The sequence below is a fragment of the Neisseria perflava genome (assembly GCF_002863305.2).
In the GTDB taxonomy this organism is placed as follows: Bacteria; Pseudomonadota; Gammaproteobacteria; order Burkholderiales; family Neisseriaceae; genus Neisseria; species Neisseria perflava_A.
The window spans coordinates 556,155-576,770 of sequence record NZ_CP136962.1 but is presented as its reverse complement, the minus strand read 5'-3'; the positions used below and the strand labels follow the sequence as shown (position 1 = coordinate 576,770).

Sequence of the window (20,616 nt, the reverse complement as noted above, 5' to 3'; positions counted from 1 at the left end):
TTAATAATTTATCCCACATTATGCCTACTCTACTCATCATCCGTCCGTCCAACCGTCCGAAACAAGATATCCAAACCTGCCATGCAGCCGGTTGGCAGGCTCAAGTATTGAGTCCGATTGAAATAGAGGCAGACCGTTCGGCACTAAACAAACTTCCCGAACAATTTAAGCAAGCCGATGTCGTGTTTTGGGTCAGCCCCACCGCTATTGAAACCGCAGCGCCGCACCTGAACTTTTCAGAAGGCCCCAAAGCACACATTACTGTCGGCCAAACCAGCCAACATACTTTGGCGCAATTCTCCCCCTATCCCGTATTCTCCCCCGAAGATGGCAACGACAGCGAAGCCGTCTTGAGAATGCCTATTTGGAAAAACCTGCCACCCAATGCCCGAGTTCTAATCATTCGAGGTCATGGCGGCCGTGATTTTCTGGCAGAAAAACTGACCGAACTGGGTTTCCAAATCGACATCGCCGAAATCTATTTCAGACGGCCACACGCCATCGATTGGCAGAGCTTTAAAACCGAAGACATCGCCGCCGCCTACGTTACATCCGGCGAGATCGCGCGCGAATTTTTCCATCAGATTCCGCCGCAATTTTCCCGATTCTTCGAATCCTTGCTATACTTTACCCACCATCCACGCATTGCCGATGCGCTTCGCATCGTCGGCGCCAAACATGTAGAAACCGTCACTTCTTTATCCGCAGCACTTTCATCCATGCCACAAAGGAGCCAAGCAGTGAGCCCAGTCGAAGACAATAAAGATACCCAACAAGTTGCCAATACGGCAGCTCCGGCGCCTGAACGTTCTGAAAACACCAGGCCGTCTGAACAAATCAAACCTACCCAACCTCAGCGAGTGGAGGCGAGCATGCCCGAGTCCAACAATCTCCCACAAAACAACGCCCCTGTTATCATCAAACAATCCGGCGGCAAAGCCTTGGCCGCAGGTGCAACCGTCTTGGCACTGCTTGGCCTAGGCGCGAGCGGATTCCTGTTTGTACAGGGTCAAAATGTTTTAAAAAACCAAGAGCTCGAATTCAACCAAAAAATCGACAAAGCTGCATTGGGCGAGTCTGAAAACGCCAGCCTTCTAAAAGACAACCTCAACCGCCAAACCGCTATTCAAGCCGAGTTAGACCGCCTGAACAACGGTCAAAAAAACAATAGCGATCAAATCCTGCAAATGCAGAAAGCTTATCAAGAGCTGCTCAAAGGCCGTATCAACTGGCTGGTCGACGAAGCCGAATCCATGTTGAACACTGCTTCACAACAATTGATGCTGTCAGGCAATCTTCAAGGCGCGGTCAGCGTATTGGAACACATTGACAGCCGCTTAAGCCGTTTTGAACAGCCTGAGCTTATCCCCATCAAGCAAGCCATCAGCAATGATTTGGCCGCACTGAAAAACCGTCCTTATGTCGATATTTCCGCTACTGCCTTGCGTATCGACCGTTTGGAAACAGGTATTTCCGGACTGCCTTTAGTTTTGGACGGCGTATTGAAACCGGGTGCCGCGCCTGTCGAAGCCACTAATTCAGGAACTTGGTGGGAAAACACATGGGAGAAATCCCTCAATGCCCTCAAAGGCTTGGTTGAAGTCCGTCATCTGGACAGCAACGACGCCATGTTGATTTCGCCCGATCAAACCTACTTCATCCGTGAAAACCTGCGCCTGCGCCTTTTGGATGCGCGCATTGCCCTGTTGCAACACAACGGCGAAGTGTATCAAAGCGATTTGAACAACGTTGAAGCAACTGTAAAACAATACTTCGACAGCAAATCCCCTGCTACCCAGTCATGGTTGAAAGAGTTGGCCGAACTCAAAGCCCTTGATGTCCGCATGATTTCAGACGACAGCCTGAAAGCCAGCTTGAGCGCCGTTCGCGCTTATCAAGAAGGTTCGCGTACACAAATGACGACCGAAGAAGCTACGCAAACCCAAGCTGCCGAGAAAACCGCTTCCGCTCCGGCTACAACTACCGAGCAAGCCACAACTGCCGCACCGGCTGCCGCTTCCGCACCGCAGTCTTTAGAAGCACCTGCTTTGCCGTCTGAAAACAAAAAAGAACCGGCCGCCGAAGCTGCCAAACCACAAAACCAAACCAAGCCTGCTGCCAAACCACAAAACCAAACCAAGCCTGCTGCCAAAATTAAAGGAGAGCAAGCATGAAAACCGTCGTTTGGATTGTCATTCTGTTTGCCGCAGCCGTCGGTTTAGCGTTGGCTTCAGGCATTTATACCGGCAACGTGTACGTCGTGGTTGAACAAACCATGCTGCGTATCAATCTGCATGCCTTTGTTTTAGGCCTGCTGTTGAGCGTATTCGTCTTGTATTTCCTGATTAAATTCGTGTTCGGCCTCTTGAACATTCCGGCGCGTATCCAACGCTTCGGCATTGCCCGCAAAGGCCGTCAGGCTTCTGCCTCTTTGAACAGCGCAGGTCTGGCATATTTTGAAGGCCGTTTTGAAAAAGCTGAACAAGAAGCCGCCAAAGTCTTGAAAAACAAAGAAGCAGGCGACAACCGTACCCTGGCTTTGATGTTGGGCGCGCACGCGGCCGACCAAATGGAAAACTTCGAATTACGCGATCGCTACCTGCACGAAATCGAACACCTGCCACAAAAACAACAGCTTTCCCGTCATCTTTTGCTGGCTGAATCTGCACTTAGCCGTCGCGATTATCCGACTGCCGCACAAAACCTTGAAGCAGCAGCAAAAATCAATAGCAACTTAAGCCGCCTGGTCCGCCTGCAATTGCGTTATGCCTTTGATCACGGTGATGCTGCAGATGTCTTGGCAAAAGCAGAAAAACTGGTCAAAGCCGGCGCCATCAACGATTACGAAGCCGAACAGTATCAAAATTGGGCATATCGCCGCCTCTTAAGCGAAGTAACCGATGCAGGCAGTCTGAAAGCTTGTTTGAAACACATTCCAGAAAGCTTGAAATCAGGCGAATTGTGTGTCGCGATTGCCGAAAAATACGAGCGTTTGGGCTTGTATGCCGATGCAGTCAAATGGGTTAAAACCCATTATCCGCAAACCCACCAGCCCGAGCTTTTGGAAGCATTTGTCGAATCCGTTCGTTTCCTAAGCGAGCGCGAGCAACAAAAAGCCATCGACTTGGCAGATTCTTGGCTGCAGGAACAACCCGACAATGCACCGCTGTTGATGTATCTTGGCCAACTGGCTTACGGACGAAAACTTTGGGGCAAAGCCCAAGGCTACCTCGAAGCCAGTATCGCCCTGCAACCCAGCGTATCCGCACATTTGGTCTTGGCCCGCGTGTTTGATGAAACAGACCAACCACAAAAAGCGCAAGAACAACGCAATCTGGTTTTGGAAAGCGTGGCCGAAGAAGAACATCCGGCAGCCCTTCCTCAATCCAATTAATGTGCTGATTTCGCATTAAGCGACCATATGAAATCTACAACAAAACCAACCATTTAATCATTTCAGACGGCCTCAACACATATCTAAGGCCGTCTGAACTTTGTCCAACACACCAAATCAGAAAGCCTATTTATCATGACTGCTCTGAAAAACGACACTTTCCTCCGCGCCCTGCTCAAACAGCCTATCGAATACACGCCCATCTGGATGATGCGCCAAGCCGGACGCTATCTGCCTGAATATAAAGCTACGCGCGCGCGCGCAGGCAGCTTTCTCGATTTGTGCAAAAACACCGAGCTGGCGACCGAAGTCACCATCCAGCCTTTAGAACGTTTTGATCTAGACGCGGCAATTCTGTTTTCCGATATTCTGACCGTTCCCGATGCCATGGGTTTGGGCCTGTATTTTGCCGAAGGCGAAGGCCCGAAATTTGAACGTGCCTTGCAACACGAAGCCGACATTGCAAAACTGCAAGTTCCCGACATGGAAAAACTGCAATACGTCTTTGATGCAGTGACTTCCATCCGTAAAGCACTGGACGGCCGCGTACCACTGATCGGCTTCTCCGGCAGCCCGTTCACACTCGCCTGCTACATGGTTGAAGGCGGCAGCAGCAAAGAATTCCGCACCATCAAAACCATGATGTATTCGCGCCCTGATTTGCTGCATAAAATCCTCGACACCAATGCTCAAGCCGTTACCGCTTATCTCAACGCCCAAATCGATGCCGGCGCACAAGCCGTACAAATTTTCGACACTTGGGGCGGCGTGTTGAGCGATGCCGCATTTAAAGAATTCAGCCTGAAGTACATCCGACAAATCGTTGCCGGACTCAAACGCGAAAGCGAAGGCCGCCGCGTGCCTGTTATCATATTTGCCAAAGGTGGCGGCTTATGGCTGGAAAGCATGGCGGAAATCGGCGCAGACGCATTGGGCTTGGACTGGACCTGCAACATTGGTGAAGCCCGCCGTCGCGTTGGCGAACAAGTTGCCCTGCAAGGCAACTTCGACCCGTTTGCCCTCTTTGGCACACCGGAATCTATCCGCACCGAAGTCGCGCGCATCCTTGCCGACTACGGCAACGGCAGCGGCCATGTATTCAACCTCGGACACGGCATCAACCAACACGCCGATCCGGAACACGCCAAAATCTTGGTCGATACCGTACACGAATTGTCCCGTCAGTATCACCGTTAATTAAAGCAACTCAAAGGCCGTCTGAAAGCAAAAACACGATTATCGTGTAAATTTGTTTTTAGACGGTTTTTCTATATACTTAATATCTGAAGCTTATCAGCTGACACCTTCAAACTTAAAAACACATCCACTCCCGCTACCGAATATGAATTTTTTAAAAGACATCACCTGGACCGAGATTTTCATCTTCGCCCACACCTGCGCCGCACTCGTCTGTATGCTGCGCGTGTTGTACAAACAAAAAAACATCGGCTCAACCTTTGCCTGGCTGATTATCCTCTTCCTTTTCCCCGTGTTCGGAACCATTGCCTACATCCTTATCGGCGAGCCTCGTCTAGGCACCGCCCGCGCCAAACGTACCGGCGAAATGAACCGCTTCTACCGCAACTTTGCCGCCACCCATCTAGCCGATATCTATCTCGACATTGCCGACCAAGTCAAATCACGTTACCACGGCATCAGTAAAGTTGCCGAAAAAGGAACGGGGCTGGGTGCCACCAAAGGCAACGCCATGAACCTGCTCTCAACCACCGATGCCATCATCGACAGCATGCTTACGGACATACGCGCCGCAACCCACTCCTGCCTGCTGGCTTTTTACATTATCGAGCCAAAAGGCCGCATCGAAGAAATTTTAAATGAAATTCTTGCCGCCGCAGATCGAGGCGTTGACTGCGCCATTCTGGCCGATGCCGTCGGCAGCAGGAGTTTTTTTGAAAGCGATTGGGTAGAGATACTGCGCCAAGCAGGCGTTGAAGTACATACCTCATTACCTGTCGGTATTTGGCGTACATTATTCACGCGCACCGACCTGCGCAACCACCGCAAAATCCTCGTTATCGACAGCAAAATCGGTTACACCGGCAGCTTCAACCTCGTCGACCCGCGCTATTTCAAACAAAACTCCGGGGTCGGAGAATGGGTCGATGTCATGATGCGCTGTACAGGGCCTATGGTTTTGGAACTGTCTGCCGTCTTCTTCGCCGACCTTGCCGTCGAAACCGATGAAAACCTCCAAAACGTACAAACATACCTCAATCAAGCCCAAAGCCTGCTACCTAAAATCCTTCCCGAAAAAATGCAGCAAGGCGATATTGTTGCCCAAATCATTCCATCCGCTCCCGAGCAAGGCAGCTTCGTTATCTACGAAACCATCATCAGCGCCATCTATGCCGCCACCAAACAAATCACGATTACCACTCCCTACTTTGTCCCCGACGAGCCGCTTCTCATGGCATTAACCGTTGCCGCCAAACGCGGCGTCAAAGTGACCCTGATACTGCCAGCCAAAGTCGATTCACTGATGGTACGCTACGCCTCACGCGCCTACTACCCTATGTTGCTGGAAGCCGGGGTCAAAATTGCCATGTTTGAAGGTGGGCTCTTACATGCCAAAACCATGACCATTGACGAAGACTACTCCCTCTTCGGCACGGTCAACATGGACATGCGCAGCTTCTTCCTCAACCTCGAAATCAGCCTCGCCATCTACGATCGCGATACCACCAAACAAATCTGCCACCTACAGCGCAGCTACCTTAAAAGCAGCAGCTACATTGCCATCAAATCATGGCAACAACGCTCCAAACTCCGCGGCCTTGTGGAAAATGCCGTCCGTCTAATGAGCCCTTTGTTGTAAAACATAAATATTTAGGCCGTCTGAAAAATATTTTTCAGACGGCCTTTTAAATAAAACACTGATAGATAAAATTCTTTATTGACGGATATTCAAGCTATCCTTTCTCTCCCTCTCGGAAAAAGTAAGACTCAACCCATTTCCCAACCAAAGAATCTTTACCAAATTTAACTAAAATATAAACTAATTGATTTTTATAAAAATCCTATTAATTTGAGACTGGAATAAAACAGAATATATTTATTAATATCCATTAAGAATTTGATAATCATTATTATAACAATTAGAATAAGCAGTCAATTTTTTACTTAGGAAAAATCATGAATAAGGTCTACTCTCCTGTATTCCGCCTTAGTATCATTACACTCGCATTATCAACAAGCTTCGCTCATGCCGAAAATTTGCAACCCGCAGAAACTGCCGAGCTGAATGAAATTAAGGTCACCGGTACTGCCGTACCGACTCGTGTAACCCGCAACCAGCTCGACCGCGAAACTTCGACCGATTTGAAACAAGTCATGAAAGATCAAATCGGTATGGATGTCGGCGGCGGCAACGGCGTAGCGCAGTTTTACAGCATCCGCGGCGTTGGTGAAGACAAAATTAACCTAGAAGTCGACAACACCAGCCAATCCACAAAAATCTTCCACCACCAAAGCCGCTTCCAGCTTGATCCTGCTTTGGTGAAAAGCATCAACGTCGAAAAAGGCACAGGCGCGGCAAGCGCGGGCTTGGGCGCGGTCGGCGGTACCATCCGCGTAACGACGGTTGACGCGAAAGACCTGCTGACCGACGGCAAACCTTTCGGTTTCAAACTCGGCGCGGGCTTGAGCAGCAATAAAGGCTCAACCGGCAACGCGGCGGTTTACGGCTATCAAAACGGCTTCGATGCCCTGTTTGCAGGCAACTTCCTCAACAACCGCGACTACAAAGACGGCAACGGCAATGTCAACCACGGCAGTCGTCTGAAACAGCACAGCTACCTCGCCAAACTCGGCTACGACTTCAACGACGACCACGGCATCCGCCTGACCTACCGTCAGGAATACCAAAAAGGCAACCGCACCGACAAAGCCGAGTTCCAAAACGTTGACAGCTATGTCGGCGTGGACGGCACTTATCAAAAAGAGCAGACCTACAATCTGGAATACCGCGGCCGCAACGTCGGTTTCCTCGACAAAATCGACGCCAACGTCTTCCAAATCAATACCGACGACACCAAACCGCCTAAAGGCGCGCCTTCTCCAAAAGCCCAAGCTTCCGGCACGGCGCAAGGCGGCGTTCCCATCGGCAAGCTTGAGTTAAGCAAAATCAAAGCAACCGGCGCAAATCTGAACCTCGCCAGCTCCTTCGGCGACGGACACATGGTGAAATACGGCGTCAACTACCGCCACGAAACCTCCGAGCCGTCCGACAAAGGAGCGTGGCTGAAGATTCTCGGCCTGTATGACCGCGACAAAGAGAAAAAAGCCGAATACGGCGTGTACGCGGAAGGCATTTGGAACCTGCACCCCGTTACCCTGACCACCGGCCTGCGTTACGACCATTTCAAATACAACGCCGCCAGCAAACAAAGCGCGTCGCACGGTCAGCTCAACCCTAGCATCGGCGCGATTTGGGACATCAACGACAACTTCTCCCTCTTGGCAAACCTCAATCAGGCAAGCCGTGCGCCCCGCCTGAACGAAGCCCTGTTAGCTAACGAACGCGCAGGCGCCGCCGCCGATTTGGACGGCAACCTCAAAGCCGAAACCGCCCGCCGCGCCGAACTCGGCTTCAAATGGCGCAACGACAACTTCAACGTCAGCGGCAGCGTGTTCCACCAACGCATCAAAGACCTCATCGTCTATCGTTGGGCAAAAATCAACAACAACACCGCCTCCATCACCGAGCGTGGCAAGATTTACAACGGCGGCACACTCAAAACCTACGGCTACGAACTTGACGCGTCCTACCGCTGGGGCGGTCTGACCGCTCGTGCCGGCGTATCCTACGTCAAACCCCGTCTGAACGGCGAAATGTACTACGGCGAAAGCCCGATTCAAGCGGAAGACCACGAAAGCTCGTTCACCTTCTGGAACACCGGCCGCCAATGGCTGACCGGCCTGTCTTACCAGTTTGAAAACCCCAAACTCGAAATCGGCTGGCGCGGCCGCTACGCCCAAAGCGTGAAATACACCGACGTCGCCCGCGGACAAGGCACGATACACGGCAAGAAAGCCGGTTACGGCGTACACGACATCTACGCCAACTGGCAGCCGCTGAAAAAAGACAACCTGAACGTCAACTTCGCTGTCAACAACATTGGCAACAAGCAATACCGTTCGCACAGCCAACGCTTCCCCGACGGCAATGGACGCGTGCCCTTCTACGAGCGCGGCCGCGAGTTTGCCTTGGGTGTGAACTATCGTTTCTGATGATACGAACGACGTTATAAAGAAACTAAAGGCCGTCTGAGATTCAATTTTCAGACGGCCTTTTATAATTCGTAGACAATTTGATTTTAAATTGTTTCCTCTCCCTTGCTAGTTACACAACGGATTATCCAGTCTTCAAATCGTCTCCATTGGGCTTCTTTTCCGAATCGGTCATGATTTGATTCCTTCTGAAAACTGACTACTCATTCTTCCAATATAAATAAAATATTATATAGATCATCTCCAGTGCCGTCTGAAAATATCAGGCTGTATTTTTACATTTAACCATGCCGTTGGAGATTGATTCTATTTGTGCGTTTAAAAAATACAATGCAAATATTCATTACACTTTTACTGTAAACCATTTGACAAAGTCATCTTTAAAGCTATAATATTTCTCATATATGATTTTTGTTATATATGTTTATTTATAGACAATCCATTCTTAAACAAGGAGCAATAAAATGAAACGAAACTTGGGTACTTTAGATCGCGTAATCCGTATTGTTATCGGCGTAGCGCTGATTGCTGCAGCCGCTACCGGACAAATTGGCTGGTGGGGTTGGCTGGGCATCATCCCCCTGGGTACAGCACTGATTGGCAACTGCGCGCTGTACAGCTTATTGGGCATCAACACCTGCCGCATCAACAAAAAATAACGAAGGCAAAACATGAGCACGGTCGGTCAACTCCCGCGAATCACGCCTTCCGAAGCAATGGCAAAAATCCGTGAGGGCGCGTTGGCAGTGGACATCCGAAGCCAAGCCGAATATCGGGGCGGGCATATTGGCGGTGCATTATCCCTTCCGCCTGAACAGCATCGAGACAAACTGCCCGATGATACAGCCCCATGCCTGATTTTTTATTGCCTGAGCGGTAAACGTACAACACGGGCAGAAACAATATTGTCAGCGCTTGGCCAAGGTCGAGAATGCTATATTCTAGAAGGCGGCTTACAGGCATGGAAATCAGTAGGACTTCCTATTGTTGCCGACCGTGCCACACCGGATATCATGCGGCAGGTGCAAACCATTGCGGGCAGTTTGATTCTGTTGGGCGTGCTGGCAGGTTGGCTGGTATCGCCTTGGTTTTATCTGATAGACGTGATGGTCGGCGCAGGCCTATTAACGGCCGGACTAACCGGATTCTGCGGCATGGCTCGCCTGCTGGCCAAAATGCCATGGAACCATTAAGCAAAGGCCGTCTGAAAGTTGCTGCCGAGGACATTATGACTGATAATTCGACCTCCTCATTTGCCGAAAAGCGTGAAAAATGACCATTGCCGACAATCAACCGCCCTACGAAGAAGCCAGCGCTTTTCTCAAACTACTGGCCAATCCCAACCGCCTCGCCGTATTGTGCAAACTACATGAAAGGCCGCACAATGTAACTGAGTTGGCTGAATCATCCGGACTGCCGCAAGCGGCAATGTCCAGCCAATTAGCCCTACTACGTGAAGCCGGTTTGGTATCGTTTGAGGTGAACCATCGGGAACGGCAATATTACATTGCCGACCCGAGGGTAACCGAGATGATACAGTTGCTGTATTCCTTTTTCTGCGCAGAAAAATCTTGAAATGTTATCGAAATAGGATAGACAAAAAATCTATCCATTTATAATTTTAAAGGTCGTCTGAATCTTTTTTCAGACGGCCTTTATTGTATCTTTAGTCTTGCCATATCATCTCGTGTTTAGAACCATAAGTAATCTTCTTGATATTGCTTTCAAGAGCAATTTCTTTATCTAATGTTCCTGAGTATTCCGAACCTGCTAATTTTTGAAATAAAGTAATATTCAGCTCATCGTTGCGGATAGTTGTTTTGATATCTGAAATACCCATTGCACTATTGCCTAATAAGCCAGTCAAATGAACCTGTCTATTATCCTTAGCTTCATTGACAGTAATTTTAAAATTCCGAATATCTTCCAACTTAATTTCATCAGTAGAAAAGCAGCCGGACAATATCAAACCTGTAACACCCAGTATCATTGCCCTCATTTTCATAATAACTCCCTGTTCGATTTAGTAACCTTAGGTTTGATTTTCAACACCGACAGTTTCAGTATTTTCAGACGGCCTTTATTTTATACTGCTTCTGCTAAAAGCCCATGAGTGTACTTCACACCCACTACCTGCAATACACATTCCTTATTTATGGTGGTTTGAAGTAAAAACAGGATAATCCATTTTAGCCACCAGAATCTTCCTATTATCCATCGGCTCATTGCACAACCAATCGCTTAATATCATTAAACAACCCTTTAACCCTTTGTCGCATAAATCAAACACAAACCTTCATTAAACAAACCATACCGATAAAAACATAAAAAACAGTTTATTTTTATTACAATTATATCTATGATAATTGCTTTATGCCGTTTAATAAAACGCACTATAACCAATCAACAGAAAAGGGAACAATATGTCTGCAATCAACACTAAAATCAAAACCTTCATCTTAACTGCTATCAGCGCCGCAATCCTTTCAGCCTGTGGTGGAGGTGGCGGCGGTGGTAATGCAGCACTTTCTACCGGCTCAACCAATACCGCTGGTAGCGGCAGTCCCGAAAAAAATGGTGGTAAAAACAACAATAACAACATACCCCCAAGTAATACTCATAACAACAATGAATCTCCCGTTGAAACCACCAACAATAAAGCCGACAAACTCGAAGAATTGACGGATGAAAAACCTATCTCTCCGTTGAATGCAGGCACTCCGTTATCTACCAGCTTCATTTCTTCGGCAAGCGCGCAACAAAGTAATCCAAACGTTCAGTTGCGCCGCAACAATGATACTAACAAACTGTTTTATACGGACAATCAAACAAATAATCAAAACGGTTTAGTTAGCTCTTTAGATTTTAAAGCTAATGATGAAGTTAAATTAGATGCAATCGTGTTGTATAACAAAACAGAAGAAGGCAACGCAACACAGGTTCAATTTACTACCACAGACTCCATCATTGCCAAAGCATTTTCAGGCGGTAAAACCAAGAGCGATGTCAGCGAACAAACGGGACAAGAACCGAATAATGAATTCAAAGTCGGACAATCCACGCTGGATAAAAAAATTGTTGGGCTATATACAAAGTCTGAAAACGCAAAAAGTGCTTTAGCCTCTGCCGAACGAAAACTGGCAAATGATACAAATGCTTTTGCCGAGGCACTGAAAAACAAAACCCAAGCAGAACGACAAGCCTCCAAGGCATATAACTCAATGCTGGGAACACTTTATCCTCATTCAACCGCCATCAAGAATGCAGCAGCTAAACTTGATCAAGCGGAAGCCGAATTCGAAGCTATAAAAAAAGATATAACTGGAAAAGATGCAAACAAACTTATCACGGCACAAGAAAATGTTAAACAAGCAAAAAATGCCCTAGAGCAAGAAATTGCTGCTTCGAAGATGGAAACCGCACCTTTTGAAAAAGCAAAAAAAGAATTAGAAGAAGCAAAAGCCAACTTTAAAGCTGCCATAGAAAAGACGACAGGAGACAGTGTAGAAGAGTTAGAAAATGCCAATAAAGCCTTAAATACAGCACAAGATGAACTAGATAAACAAATCTCCGCTTTAACAAAAAATTTGAATAAAGAGGATTTGGCCAAATTCAAAGTGGCTAAAAATAATTGGGAAAATGCTGAGGAAAACCTACAATCTGCAAACCAAAATGTAATATCTGCAAAAGCAACGCGTACTTCTAGCAAAGACGCAAGAGATGCCGCTGAAAAAACTAAAAATACAGCTGCGAAAGCTTATGACGATGCAAGGCAAGTACGCCAAGATTTAACAGAATTAGCAGAAAACCATGCCAATCAGCTAGCATACATTGCTAAAGATAAGAATGGGACTGTATTTGACAAACGATTCGACGGCATCTACATCATCCGCTTTGCCAACGGCACACAAATCGTCATGCATGACCCTGCTGCGGCCGGCTGGACGTACCAAACTTTCGCCCATTATATCGATCCGAAGTCTGACGTTATTCACGGCTATCAAAGCTTGGGCGACGAAACTAAGTTTACGGCCCTTCCTGCCAACGGCACAGCAACTTACAATGGCTTGACCACAGCCTACGTTGTGAAAAACAACAACCAAAGCCGTCAACTGACTGCCGATGTTAAAGCTATTGTCGATTTTGGCTTGAAAGGCGTACGCTTTGAGACTGCTAATTCCCAATTCCATTCTCTCGACGCCAACGGCCGCCGTGTAACCAAAGCCGATGAGAAATACGACATGCAAGGTACGGCAAAATGGGAAAACGGTAACCTCTTCCTCGGCAAGGTCGAAGCTGCTTCAGCCGGTTTGAAAGGTAATTTGAGCGGTAAATTCTTCGGTCCGTCTGCCGCAGAAATCGGCGGTACATACGGTTTGAAAAAAGAAGACGGCAGCGAACACATGATTGGCGGTTACGGTGCAAAACGCCAATAACCATTGCTGAGTCTGCCCAAAGGCCGTCTGAAAACTTAACAACAGGTTTTCGGACGGCCTTTTTTCCTTCATACTTACTTAACCATCACCCTTTCTTTCAAAGTCTTCAATACGTTCTTCACTGTATTAATCCGCACTTCGATATTTTCCATCTCCGCGGTAAATCTCAGCTTATCCGCGCCGGCAAGGCGGTATTTTTTATCGTTCTGAATCAGCAGGATGATTTCGGTTGGATCGACATTGTTGTTTTTTCCAAAGGTTACCGTTACCGCTTCGCTGGTCGCATCAATGGCGTTTATGCCCAATTCTTTTGCGGCGAGCCGCAGGTGGTGGCTTTCAATGAGGGTTTTGACGGGTTGTTCGGGCAGGCCGAAGCGGTCGACCAGTTCTTCATGTATGGCGTTGATTTGCTGTACGGTTTCACAGACTGCGAGGCGTTTGTAGAGGACGAGGCGCTCGTGGATGTCGGGGCAGTAGTTTTCAGGCAATAATGCCGGGCTGTGCAGTTTGATTTCGGTGGTAATGCCCAATGGCGCGTCAAGGTCGGGTTGGCGGCCTTTTTTGAGGTCGCGCACGGCTTGTTTGAGCATTTCGGTGTAGAGCGTGAAGCCGACCTGTATCATTTCGCCAGACTGCCCTTCGCCAAGGATTTCGCCTGCGCCGCGGATTTCCAAATCCTGCATGGCGAGGGTGAAACCTGCGCCGAGTTCGTCTGCCGCCGCAATGGCGTCGAGGCGTTTTTCTGCGTCTTTGGTGATGTATTCGGGCGTGAGTAGGTAGGCGTAGGCTTGGTGGTGGCTGCGGCCGACGCGCCCACGCAACTGATGAAGCTGAGCCAGCCCGAATTTGTCGGCGCGGTTGATAATGATGGTGTTGGCGTTAGGGATGTCGATACCGGTTTCGATGATGGTGGAACAGAGCAACACGTTGAATCGTTGCTGCAAAAAGTCGCGCATGACTTGTTCCAGCTCGCGCTCGCGCAATTGTCCGTGCGCCACTCCGATGCGGGCTTCGGGCAACAGGGTTTCCAGCCGCTCGCGCATGTTTTCGATGGTATCCACTTCATTGTGCAGAAAAAACACTTGTCCGCCGCGTTTGAGTTCGCGCAACACGGCTTCGCGCACGCTGCCTTCGCTGAAGGGTTTGACAAAGGTTTTGACGGCAAGGCGGCGGCTTGGCGCGGTAGTAATCAGTGAGAAGTCGCGCAGACCTTCAAGCGCCATGCTGAGGGTGCGCGGAATCGGCGTGGCGGTCATGGTGAGGATATCGACATTGGCACGCAGGCGTTTGAGCTGCTCTTTTTGACGCACGCCGAATCGGTGTTCTTCGTCGATAATCACTAAACCTAAGTTTTTGAATTTGATGTCGTCCTGCACCAATTTGTGCGTGCCGATAACGATATCGACCGTACCGTCCGCCATGCCTTCCAGTGCGGCTTTGGTGGCTTTGCTGTTGTTGAAACGCGAAAGGCTGGCGACTTTCACGGGAAAATCGGCGAAACGGTCAGCGAAGTTTTGCGCGTGCTGCTCGACCAGAAGCGTGGTCGGGGCGAGTACGGCGACCTGTTTGCCGCCCATCACCGCCACAAACGCGGCGCGCAGGGCGACTTCGGTTTTGCCGAAACCGACATCGCCGCACACGAGTCGGTCCATCGGCTTCGCCTGCGTCAAGTCTTTAATCACAGCGGCGATGGCAGCGGCTTGGTCTTCGGTTTCTTCATAGCCGAAGCCGTCGGCAAACGCCTGATAGTCCATCTCGTTGATTTCAAACTTGTGTCCCGATTGGGCGGCGCGCTGGGCGTAGAGGTTAAGCAACTCGGCGGCGGTGTCGCGCGCTTTTTCGGCGGCTTTGCGCTTCGCCTTGTTCCACGCGCCGCTGCCGAGCTTGTGCAAAGTAACGTTTTCATGCGCCTGACCGGAGTAGCGGCTGATTAAATGTAGTTGCGAAACAGGCACATAAAGCTGCGCTTCGCCTGCGTATTCGAGCAACATCATTTCGTTGGTTTCATCGCCCAAGTCCATTGTGACCAAGCCCATATATCGGCCGATACCGTGTTCTTCGTGAACGACAGGGTCGCCGATGTTGATTTCTGCAAGGTCGCGCAACAGGCCGTCTGAAACGGCGGCGTGTTTCTTACGATGGTGTTTGCGCGAGCGGGCAACATATTGATAAAGATCGGATTCGGTAATGACCGCGATGTTTTGATCTTCTAATTTAAACCCGTAAGCCAATGGCGCCACTGTAATCATCAGCGGCTCATGCGCTGACAAGAAGCCCTGCCAGTCGGACACACTTTTGGCTTTCAAACCGTTTTGCTGCAAGAAACCGAGCATGGTTTCGCGCCGTCCCAAACTTTCGGCGCACAGCAAAATTCGTCCGTCAAAGGCTGTCTGAAAATCCTTCAATGCCTGCAACGGTTCATCTGCTTGGCGGTTGACAGCAAGGTCGGGCAGAGTATGTTCCTTGCCGGAAACATCGGGCAGAACCTGTCCGTAGTTTTTCAGACGGCCTGCAAAAACATCAGCAGAGAGATACAAATACTGTGGAAGCAAAGGCGGATAGGTTTCGTCGCCCTGCGCCATGGCGTAACGCGATTTAACGTCGCTCCAAAAACGGTTTGCTTCGGCGTGAACATCGCCCAGTGAAACAAACAGCGCATCGTCACCGATATAGTCAAACAGCGTTTCCAACTCGTTTTCAAAAAACAGCGGCAGATAATATTCCACGCCCGCACCGAAATGGCCGTTGCTGACGGCTTTGTACACAGCGGCATCGTTCGGATTGCCATCGACTTCTTCGCGGAAGCGGCTGCGGAAAATCTTTTGCGCCTCGCTGTCGGTGGGGAACTCGTGCGCCGGCAGCAGGCGGATTTCGGAAACAGGGGAGATGGTGCGTTGCGTTTCGGTATCGAAAGTTTTGATGCTGTCGATTTCATCGTCAAATAAATCAATGCGGTACGGCATTTCGCTGCCCATCGGGAACAAATCAACAATGCCGCCGCGCACAGCGAACTCGCCCGCTGCGACAACATGAGACACATGGTTATAACCTGCATCCACCAAATCACTTTTCAGACGGCCTATATCCAAAGTCTGTCCTGTTTTCAGCCAAAACGTGCGCCCTGCCAGGAACGGCACAGGCGGCAACTTCTGCATCGCCGTGGCAACCGGTACGAACAACACGTCCGCCGCGCCGCTTTTAATCTGCCACAATGCCGACAAGCGCTCCGACACCAAATCCTGATGCGGCGAAAAACGCTCGTAAGGCAGCGTTTCCCAGTCCGGCAGGAACACAGCCGTATCGTGCGGACGGAAAAACAGCCAGGCCGTCTGAAGGCGTAGCGCCTGTTCCGCATCTTGGGTCAAGACAACCTTGAGCTGCTTATGCGGCAAATAACGCGCCAAAGCCAAGGGCAACGAGCCTTGAGACAGATTGAGCCAACGGGATTTTTCACGGGGTTTGGGAATCGGATAAGTCATGACAAAACAGTTTGTAATAAGTAAATACAAGCACCATAGGCCGTCTGAAAAATTTTCAGACGGCCTTTAGCGATCAAATAGATTTTCAATTTTACTGGATACAGGTTTAAAAGAATATAAGGCCTTACATTCAGACGGCCACGCCGGCCAGTTTTCCAATAAATCCGGTTATCACCAATGCCGCAACGCCCCACAGGCACACGCGCAAAACGGCAGGAACGACAGGCGCGCCGCCGAGTTTGGCGGAGACATAGCCCAGTCCGGCCAGTCCGCACAAAGTGGAAACTGCCAAGGCCGGAACAATGGCGGTAGAAGCTGTCAACGCGACCAGTAAAGGCAAAATCGCGCCGGCACAAAATGAAGCGGCAGAAGCCAGGGCGGCCTGCATGGGTTGGGCGGCAGAGGTTTCGGTAATGCCGATTTCGTCGCGCGCGTGGGCGGCGAGCGCATCGTGTTCCATCAATGCTTTGGCCACCTCTGCGGCGAGCGGGTCGGACAAACCGCGGCGGCGGTAAATTTCCGTCAGCTCTTCCAACTCCGCATCAGGATTATTTACCAATTCGTAGCATTCTTTGTGCAAATCGGCTTTTTCCGTATCCGATTGGCTGGACACGGAAACGTACTCCCCCGCCGCCATTGACACCGCACCCCCGATAAGCGCCGAAACGCCCGTCAACAGCAGGGTTTGGAAATCTGGCGCGGCAGCGGCTACGCCCGTCAACAGCGAGGCAGTAGAAATCAGGCCGTCATTGGCACCCAATACGCTTGCCCGAAGCCAGTTGTTGCGGTCGCTGAAATGGCGTTCTCTGTGGTATGAATACATATATACTCCGATAAATTGGCTGTTTCCAGATGATGATAACATTGTATTGTTTTTTGAAATCAATGTCAGTTTATCCCTTCAAATCAAGCATTCTTAAATCTTTCTGCTGCCATTCCAAACCATAAAAACCAACACTCTTCTCTAGATTTTTTCAGACGGCCTCAACGCTTTTACAAGCAAATTTATTGTTCCAAGTCATGGCATTATCACAAGGCAGTTTTGTGCTACTTGGTTTATCGACTTAAAGATGCTATCTTTATGAATCTTTCCACTCCTAAATCCATTGAAAGGATGTATCATGGCCGAAGAAAACAAAATCAAAGTAAACGATTTGCCTGAAGATAAAAAAGAGCAAACCGAAGAAACCGAGCTGCCCGTTATCAACAACGAAGAAAAACGCGGCGGTCACAGCGAAGGCGGTTGTTGCGGCGCATGCGGCGGCTAAATCTTCCCGACAAAGCCTCCGAGGCCGTCTGAAAAGTCTTACTTTTCAGACGGCCTTTTCCTTTCTAAACAATTACAGGTAAATCAATGAAAGGATGCGGGAGAAGAATTTAAACCCAACCGCGTTTGTGCTACATTCACATCTTTACAAACCACAACAATCTGCACCCGCAAACACACAAGGAAGAAAAAAATGTTTTGGTATATCGTCGGTTTTTTCGCCATTATTGTTTCCCTACTCGCCCTCTGGGTCAACGCCAGCGCGTTCGGTATGCAGGACGACGGCACACCGCAATCCGAATACGAAAAAATGTTGGGCCTGGGCGCGAAGTTGAAAGACAAAGATACGGTTGCCAAGGAACGCGAAGCAGCGCGCTTTCATCCTGACGATTAAGCCTTATAGACTGGACAATCTTGCCGAACTGGGCTAATGTTCCAAACGCATAATGCACACCGACACAACTATACGAGAAGGTAAGAGAAATGACTGTACGAATCGAACACGATTTACTGGGCGACCGCGAGATCCCTGCTGAAGTATATTGGGGCATCCATACTTTGCGCGCCATTGAAAACTTTAAAATTTCCACACAAAAAATTTCCGACGTACCGCAATTTGTCCGCAGCATGGTCATGGTTAAAAAAGCCACTGCGCAAGCCAACGGCGCATTAGGTGCCATCAAGCCGGAAATCGCGGCCGCCATCGAAAAAGCCTGCGATGAAGTATTGGTCAAAGGCCGCTGCCTCGACCAATTCCCGTCCGACGTTTATCAAGGCGGCGCCGGTACTTCGGTCAACATGAATACCAACGAAGTCATTGCCAACCTCGCATTGGAAGTCTTGGGACACGAAAAAGGCCACTACGACATCGTCAATCCTATGGACCATGTCAACGCCAGCCAATCCACCAACGACGCCTACCCTACCGGCTTCCGCCTTGCCGTGTATTACAGCATCGGCGAATTGCTCGACAAACTGGCCGTCCTGAAAAACGCCTTTGCCGCCAAAGCCGAAGAATTTAAAGACGTTTTGAAAATGGGCCGCACCCAGCTTCAAGATGCCGTGCCGATGACTGCCGGCCAAGAATTCCAATCTTTCCAAGTGTTGTTGGAAGAAGAAATCCTCAACCTCGACCGTACCCGCTCCCTGTTGCTTGAAGTCAACCTCGGCGCCACCGCCATCGGTACAGGCGTGAATACGCCTAAAGGCTATGCGGCTTTGGTTGTTGAGAAGCTTTCCGAAGTCAGCGGTCTGCCTTGCAAACTGACTGAAAACCTGATCGAAGCGACCTCCGACTGCGGCGCATATGTGATGGTACACGGTGCATTGAAACGCACAGCCGTCAAACTGTCCAAAATCTGTAACGACTTGCGCCTGCTTTCTTCCGGTCCGCGCGCCGGTTTGAAAGAAATCAACCTGCCTGAATTGCAGGCCGGTTCTTCCATCATGCCCGCCAAAGTCAATCCCGTGATTCCTGAAGTCGTCAACCAAGTCTGCTTCAAAGTTATCGGCAACGACACCACCATCACTTTCGCAGCCGAAGCAGGTCAGTTGCAGCTGAACGTTATGGAGCCGGTAATCGCCCAATGTATGTTTGAAACCATTTCCCTCTTGGGCAATGCCGCGGTCAACCTGTCCGACAAATGCGTCAAAGGCATTACGGTCAACCGCGAAATCTGCGAACGTTACGTCTTCAACTCTATCGGTTTGGTCACTTATCTGAATCCGTACATCGGCCACCGCAATGGCGACTTGGTCGGCAAAATCTGCGCCCAAACCGGTAAAGGCGTGCGCGAAGTCGTACTGGAGCGCGGTTTGTTGAGCGAAGAAGAGCTCAACCGTATCCTCTCCCCGGAAAACCTGATTAATCCTCATCTGTAATTAGGATTTGAAATCAAAGGCCGTCTGAAACTTTAAACGTTTAAAGTTTCAGACGGCCTTTTCGTATTTATATTGATTTTTATCGAATTTTTTTGCGAAATTCAGAATTAAAAGATAGCCTAGCCGTTAGGTTTGATTTAACATGGTATTGCCCCAGTCTGTTTCCTCCTTAAGGTTATGCCGGTAATGATGCCTCAAAAGGAACCGGATATTGAAATAACATCTTCATTTATTAGGAAAACCAGATGAATCAAATTACACGCGAACAAATGCTGCAAGTATTCGAAAATCGCTGCTCCACCCGTTATTACGATCCCAACAAAAAAATCAGCCAAGAAGATTTTGCAGCGATTTTAGAATTTGCCCGCCTCTCGCCCAGCTCTGTCGGCTCCGAGCCATGGAAATTCTTGGTGATTCAAAACAAAGCCCTGCGTGAGAAAATCAAGCCTTTCAGCTGGGGGATGCAATCGCAACTGGACGACTGCAGCCATCTGGTGATTATCCTTGCCAAGAAAAATGCCCGTTACGATACCCCGTTCTTCCGCAGTGTTGCCGAACGCAGGGGCCTGCAAGGAGAGCAACTGGAAAAAGCGTTGGCAAGATACAAAAGCTTCCAAGAAACCGACATTAAAATTGCCGACGACCAACGCGCACTCTTTGACTGGAGCGGTAAGCAGACCTATATTGCTTTGGCCAATATGCTTACAGGTGCAGCGGCCATCGGCATCGATTCCTGCCCAATAGAAGGCTTCAACTACGACAAAATGAACGAAGTATTGGCGGCAGAAGGCCTGTTTGATGCCAACGAATGGGGCGTATCCGTAGCGGCAACATTCGGCTATCGCGCCAAAGAAATCACTAAAAAATCACGCAAACCGATTGATGAAATGGTGACTTGGGTCGAATAAA

At 49.3% G+C, this 20,616-nt stretch carries 15 protein-coding genes and 2 pseudogenes; 14 read left to right on the top strand and 3 right to left on the bottom strand.

All coding sequences use genetic code 11. The annotated features are described in order from the left end of the window. Positions 1 to 20: 20 nt before the first annotated feature. From CYJ98_RS02545 to CYJ98_RS02505, 9 genes and pseudogenes are all read left to right on the top strand, one after another. Positions 21 to 656 (top strand): annotated as a pseudogene (locus CYJ98_RS02545) (uroporphyrinogen-III synthase); the annotation flags it as partial. A 216-nt stretch (positions 657 to 872) separates the two neighbouring features. Next, the gene (locus CYJ98_RS02540) at positions 873 to 2,174 is read left to right on the top strand and encodes a uroporphyrinogen-III C-methyltransferase (RefSeq protein WP_234395581.1); all 1,302 of its coding nucleotides are present in this window, start codon (positions 873 to 875) and stop codon (positions 2,172 to 2,174) included. Further along, positions 2,171 to 3,394 carry a heme biosynthesis protein HemY gene (locus tag CYJ98_RS02535; protein ID WP_101755161.1) on the top strand — a complete coding sequence of 408 codons (1,224 nt, stop codon included), beginning with the start codon at positions 2,171 to 2,173 and terminating at the stop codon, positions 3,392 to 3,394. Before CYJ98_RS02540 ends, CYJ98_RS02535 begins: the two co-directional genes overlap by 4 nt. Positions 3,395 to 3,529: 135 nt before the next feature. Continuing rightward, a complete protein-coding gene (hemE, locus tag CYJ98_RS02530; RefSeq protein ID WP_101755160.1) occupies positions 3,530 to 4,591 on the top strand; it encodes a uroporphyrinogen decarboxylase in 1,062 nt (353 codons plus the stop codon). A 145-nt stretch (positions 4,592 to 4,736) separates the two neighbouring features. After that, the gene (gene cls, locus CYJ98_RS02525; RefSeq protein WP_101755159.1) at positions 4,737 to 6,230 is read left to right on the top strand and encodes a cardiolipin synthase; all 1,494 of its coding nucleotides are present in this window, start codon (positions 4,737 to 4,739) and stop codon (positions 6,228 to 6,230) included. Positions 6,231 to 6,547: 317 nt separating this feature from the next. Next, positions 6,548 to 8,644, top strand: a complete 2,097-nt coding sequence (locus tag CYJ98_RS02520) for a TonB-dependent receptor plug domain-containing protein (protein WP_101755158.1) — start codon at positions 6,548 to 6,550, stop codon at positions 8,642 to 8,644. A 464-nt stretch (positions 8,645 to 9,108) separates the two neighbouring features. Further along, the gene (locus CYJ98_RS02515) at positions 9,109 to 9,303 is read left to right on the top strand and encodes a YgaP family membrane protein (RefSeq protein WP_003685761.1); all 195 of its coding nucleotides are present in this window, start codon (positions 9,109 to 9,111) and stop codon (positions 9,301 to 9,303) included. Positions 9,304 to 9,315: 12 nt separating this feature from the next. Continuing rightward, positions 9,316 to 9,837 (top strand): rhodanese-like domain-containing protein, encoded by a 522-nt coding sequence (locus CYJ98_RS02510; protein ID WP_101755157.1) that lies wholly within the window; start codon positions 9,316 to 9,318, stop codon positions 9,835 to 9,837. Positions 9,838 to 9,916: 79 nt separating this feature from the next. Beyond that, positions 9,917 to 10,219, top strand: coding sequence for an ArsR/SmtB family transcription factor (locus CYJ98_RS02505; protein WP_063068694.1), 303 nt, complete (start codon positions 9,917 to 9,919; stop codon positions 10,217 to 10,219). A 91-nt stretch (positions 10,220 to 10,310) separates the two neighbouring features. On the opposite strand, the gene CYJ98_RS02500 is transcribed toward CYJ98_RS02505, so the two are convergent. Next, positions 10,311 to 10,649 (bottom strand): hypothetical protein, encoded by a 339-nt coding sequence (locus CYJ98_RS02500; protein ID WP_101755156.1) that lies wholly within the window; start codon positions 10,647 to 10,649, stop codon positions 10,311 to 10,313. Between the two features lie 1,843 nt (positions 10,650 to 12,492). Here CYJ98_RS02500 and CYJ98_RS02495 point away from each other — a divergent pair. Then, positions 12,493 to 13,080: pseudogene (locus CYJ98_RS02495) on the top strand (transferrin-binding protein-like solute binding protein); the annotation flags it as partial. A gap of 74 nt (positions 13,081 to 13,154) precedes the next feature. Here the strand turns inward: CYJ98_RS02495 and mfd are convergent. Beyond that, on the bottom strand, positions 13,155 to 16,559 hold the full coding sequence (gene mfd / locus CYJ98_RS02490; RefSeq protein WP_101755155.1) for a transcription-repair coupling factor: 3,405 nt from the start codon (positions 16,557 to 16,559) through the stop codon (positions 13,155 to 13,157). 130 nt (positions 16,560 to 16,689) lie between these two features. Continuing rightward, positions 16,690 to 17,382, bottom strand: coding sequence for a VIT1/CCC1 transporter family protein (locus CYJ98_RS02485; protein ID WP_101755154.1), 693 nt, complete (start codon positions 17,380 to 17,382; stop codon positions 16,690 to 16,692). 298 nt (positions 17,383 to 17,680) lie between these two features. Here CYJ98_RS02485 and CYJ98_RS02480 point away from each other — a divergent pair, with 298 nt between their 5' ends. The 4 genes from CYJ98_RS02480 to CYJ98_RS02465 all read left to right on the top strand — a co-directional run bounded on the left by CYJ98_RS02480 (position 17,681) and on the right by CYJ98_RS02465 (position 20,615). After that, positions 17,681 to 17,827: a hypothetical protein gene (locus CYJ98_RS02480; protein WP_003685706.1), complete on the top strand. Its 147-nt coding sequence runs from the start codon at positions 17,681 to 17,683 to the stop codon at positions 17,825 to 17,827. Positions 17,828 to 18,019: 192 nt separating this feature from the next. After that, positions 18,020 to 18,220, top strand: coding sequence for a hypothetical protein (locus tag CYJ98_RS02475; RefSeq protein ID WP_003679807.1), 201 nt, complete (start codon positions 18,020 to 18,022; stop codon positions 18,218 to 18,220). Between the two features lie 89 nt (positions 18,221 to 18,309). Then, on the top strand, positions 18,310 to 19,707 hold the full coding sequence (gene aspA, locus CYJ98_RS02470) for an aspartate ammonia-lyase (protein ID WP_101755153.1): 1,398 nt from the start codon (positions 18,310 to 18,312) through the stop codon (positions 19,705 to 19,707). 245 nt (positions 19,708 to 19,952) lie between these two features. After that, on the top strand, positions 19,953 to 20,615 hold the full coding sequence (locus CYJ98_RS02465) for an NAD(P)H-dependent oxidoreductase (protein WP_070826894.1): 663 nt from the start codon (positions 19,953 to 19,955) through the stop codon (positions 20,613 to 20,615). Position 20,616 lies beyond the last annotated feature (1 nt).

Coding starts and splice junctions, on each gene's coding strand:
- CYJ98_RS02540 (WP_234395581.1), top strand. CDS start 873: ATGCCCGAGTCCAACAATCTCCCACAAAACAACGCCCCTGTTATCATC.
- CYJ98_RS02535 (WP_101755161.1), top strand. CDS start 2,171: ATGAAAACCGTCGTTTGGATTGTCATTCTGTTTGCCGCAGCCGTCGGT.
- hemE (WP_101755160.1), top strand. CDS start 3,530: ATGACTGCTCTGAAAAACGACACTTTCCTCCGCGCCCTGCTCAAACAG.
- cls (WP_101755159.1), top strand. CDS start 4,737: ATGAATTTTTTAAAAGACATCACCTGGACCGAGATTTTCATCTTCGCC.
- CYJ98_RS02520 (WP_101755158.1), top strand. CDS start 6,548: ATGAATAAGGTCTACTCTCCTGTATTCCGCCTTAGTATCATTACACTC.
- CYJ98_RS02515 (WP_003685761.1), top strand. CDS start 9,109: ATGAAACGAAACTTGGGTACTTTAGATCGCGTAATCCGTATTGTTATC.
- CYJ98_RS02510 (WP_101755157.1), top strand. CDS start 9,316: ATGAGCACGGTCGGTCAACTCCCGCGAATCACGCCTTCCGAAGCAATG.
- CYJ98_RS02505 (WP_063068694.1), top strand. CDS start 9,917: ATGACCATTGCCGACAATCAACCGCCCTACGAAGAAGCCAGCGCTTTT.
- CYJ98_RS02500 (WP_101755156.1), bottom strand. CDS start 10,649: ATGAAAATGAGGGCAATGATACTGGGTGTTACAGGTTTGATATTGTCC.
- mfd (WP_101755155.1), bottom strand. CDS start 16,559: ATGACTTATCCGATTCCCAAACCCCGTGAAAAATCCCGTTGGCTCAAT.
- CYJ98_RS02485 (WP_101755154.1), bottom strand. CDS start 17,382: ATGTATTCATACCACAGAGAACGCCATTTCAGCGACCGCAACAACTGG.
- CYJ98_RS02480 (WP_003685706.1), top strand. CDS start 17,681: ATGGCCGAAGAAAACAAAATCAAAGTAAACGATTTGCCTGAAGATAAA.
- CYJ98_RS02475 (WP_003679807.1), top strand. CDS start 18,020: ATGTTTTGGTATATCGTCGGTTTTTTCGCCATTATTGTTTCCCTACTC.
- aspA (WP_101755153.1), top strand. CDS start 18,310: ATGACTGTACGAATCGAACACGATTTACTGGGCGACCGCGAGATCCCT.
- CYJ98_RS02465 (WP_070826894.1), top strand. CDS start 19,953: ATGAATCAAATTACACGCGAACAAATGCTGCAAGTATTCGAAAATCGC.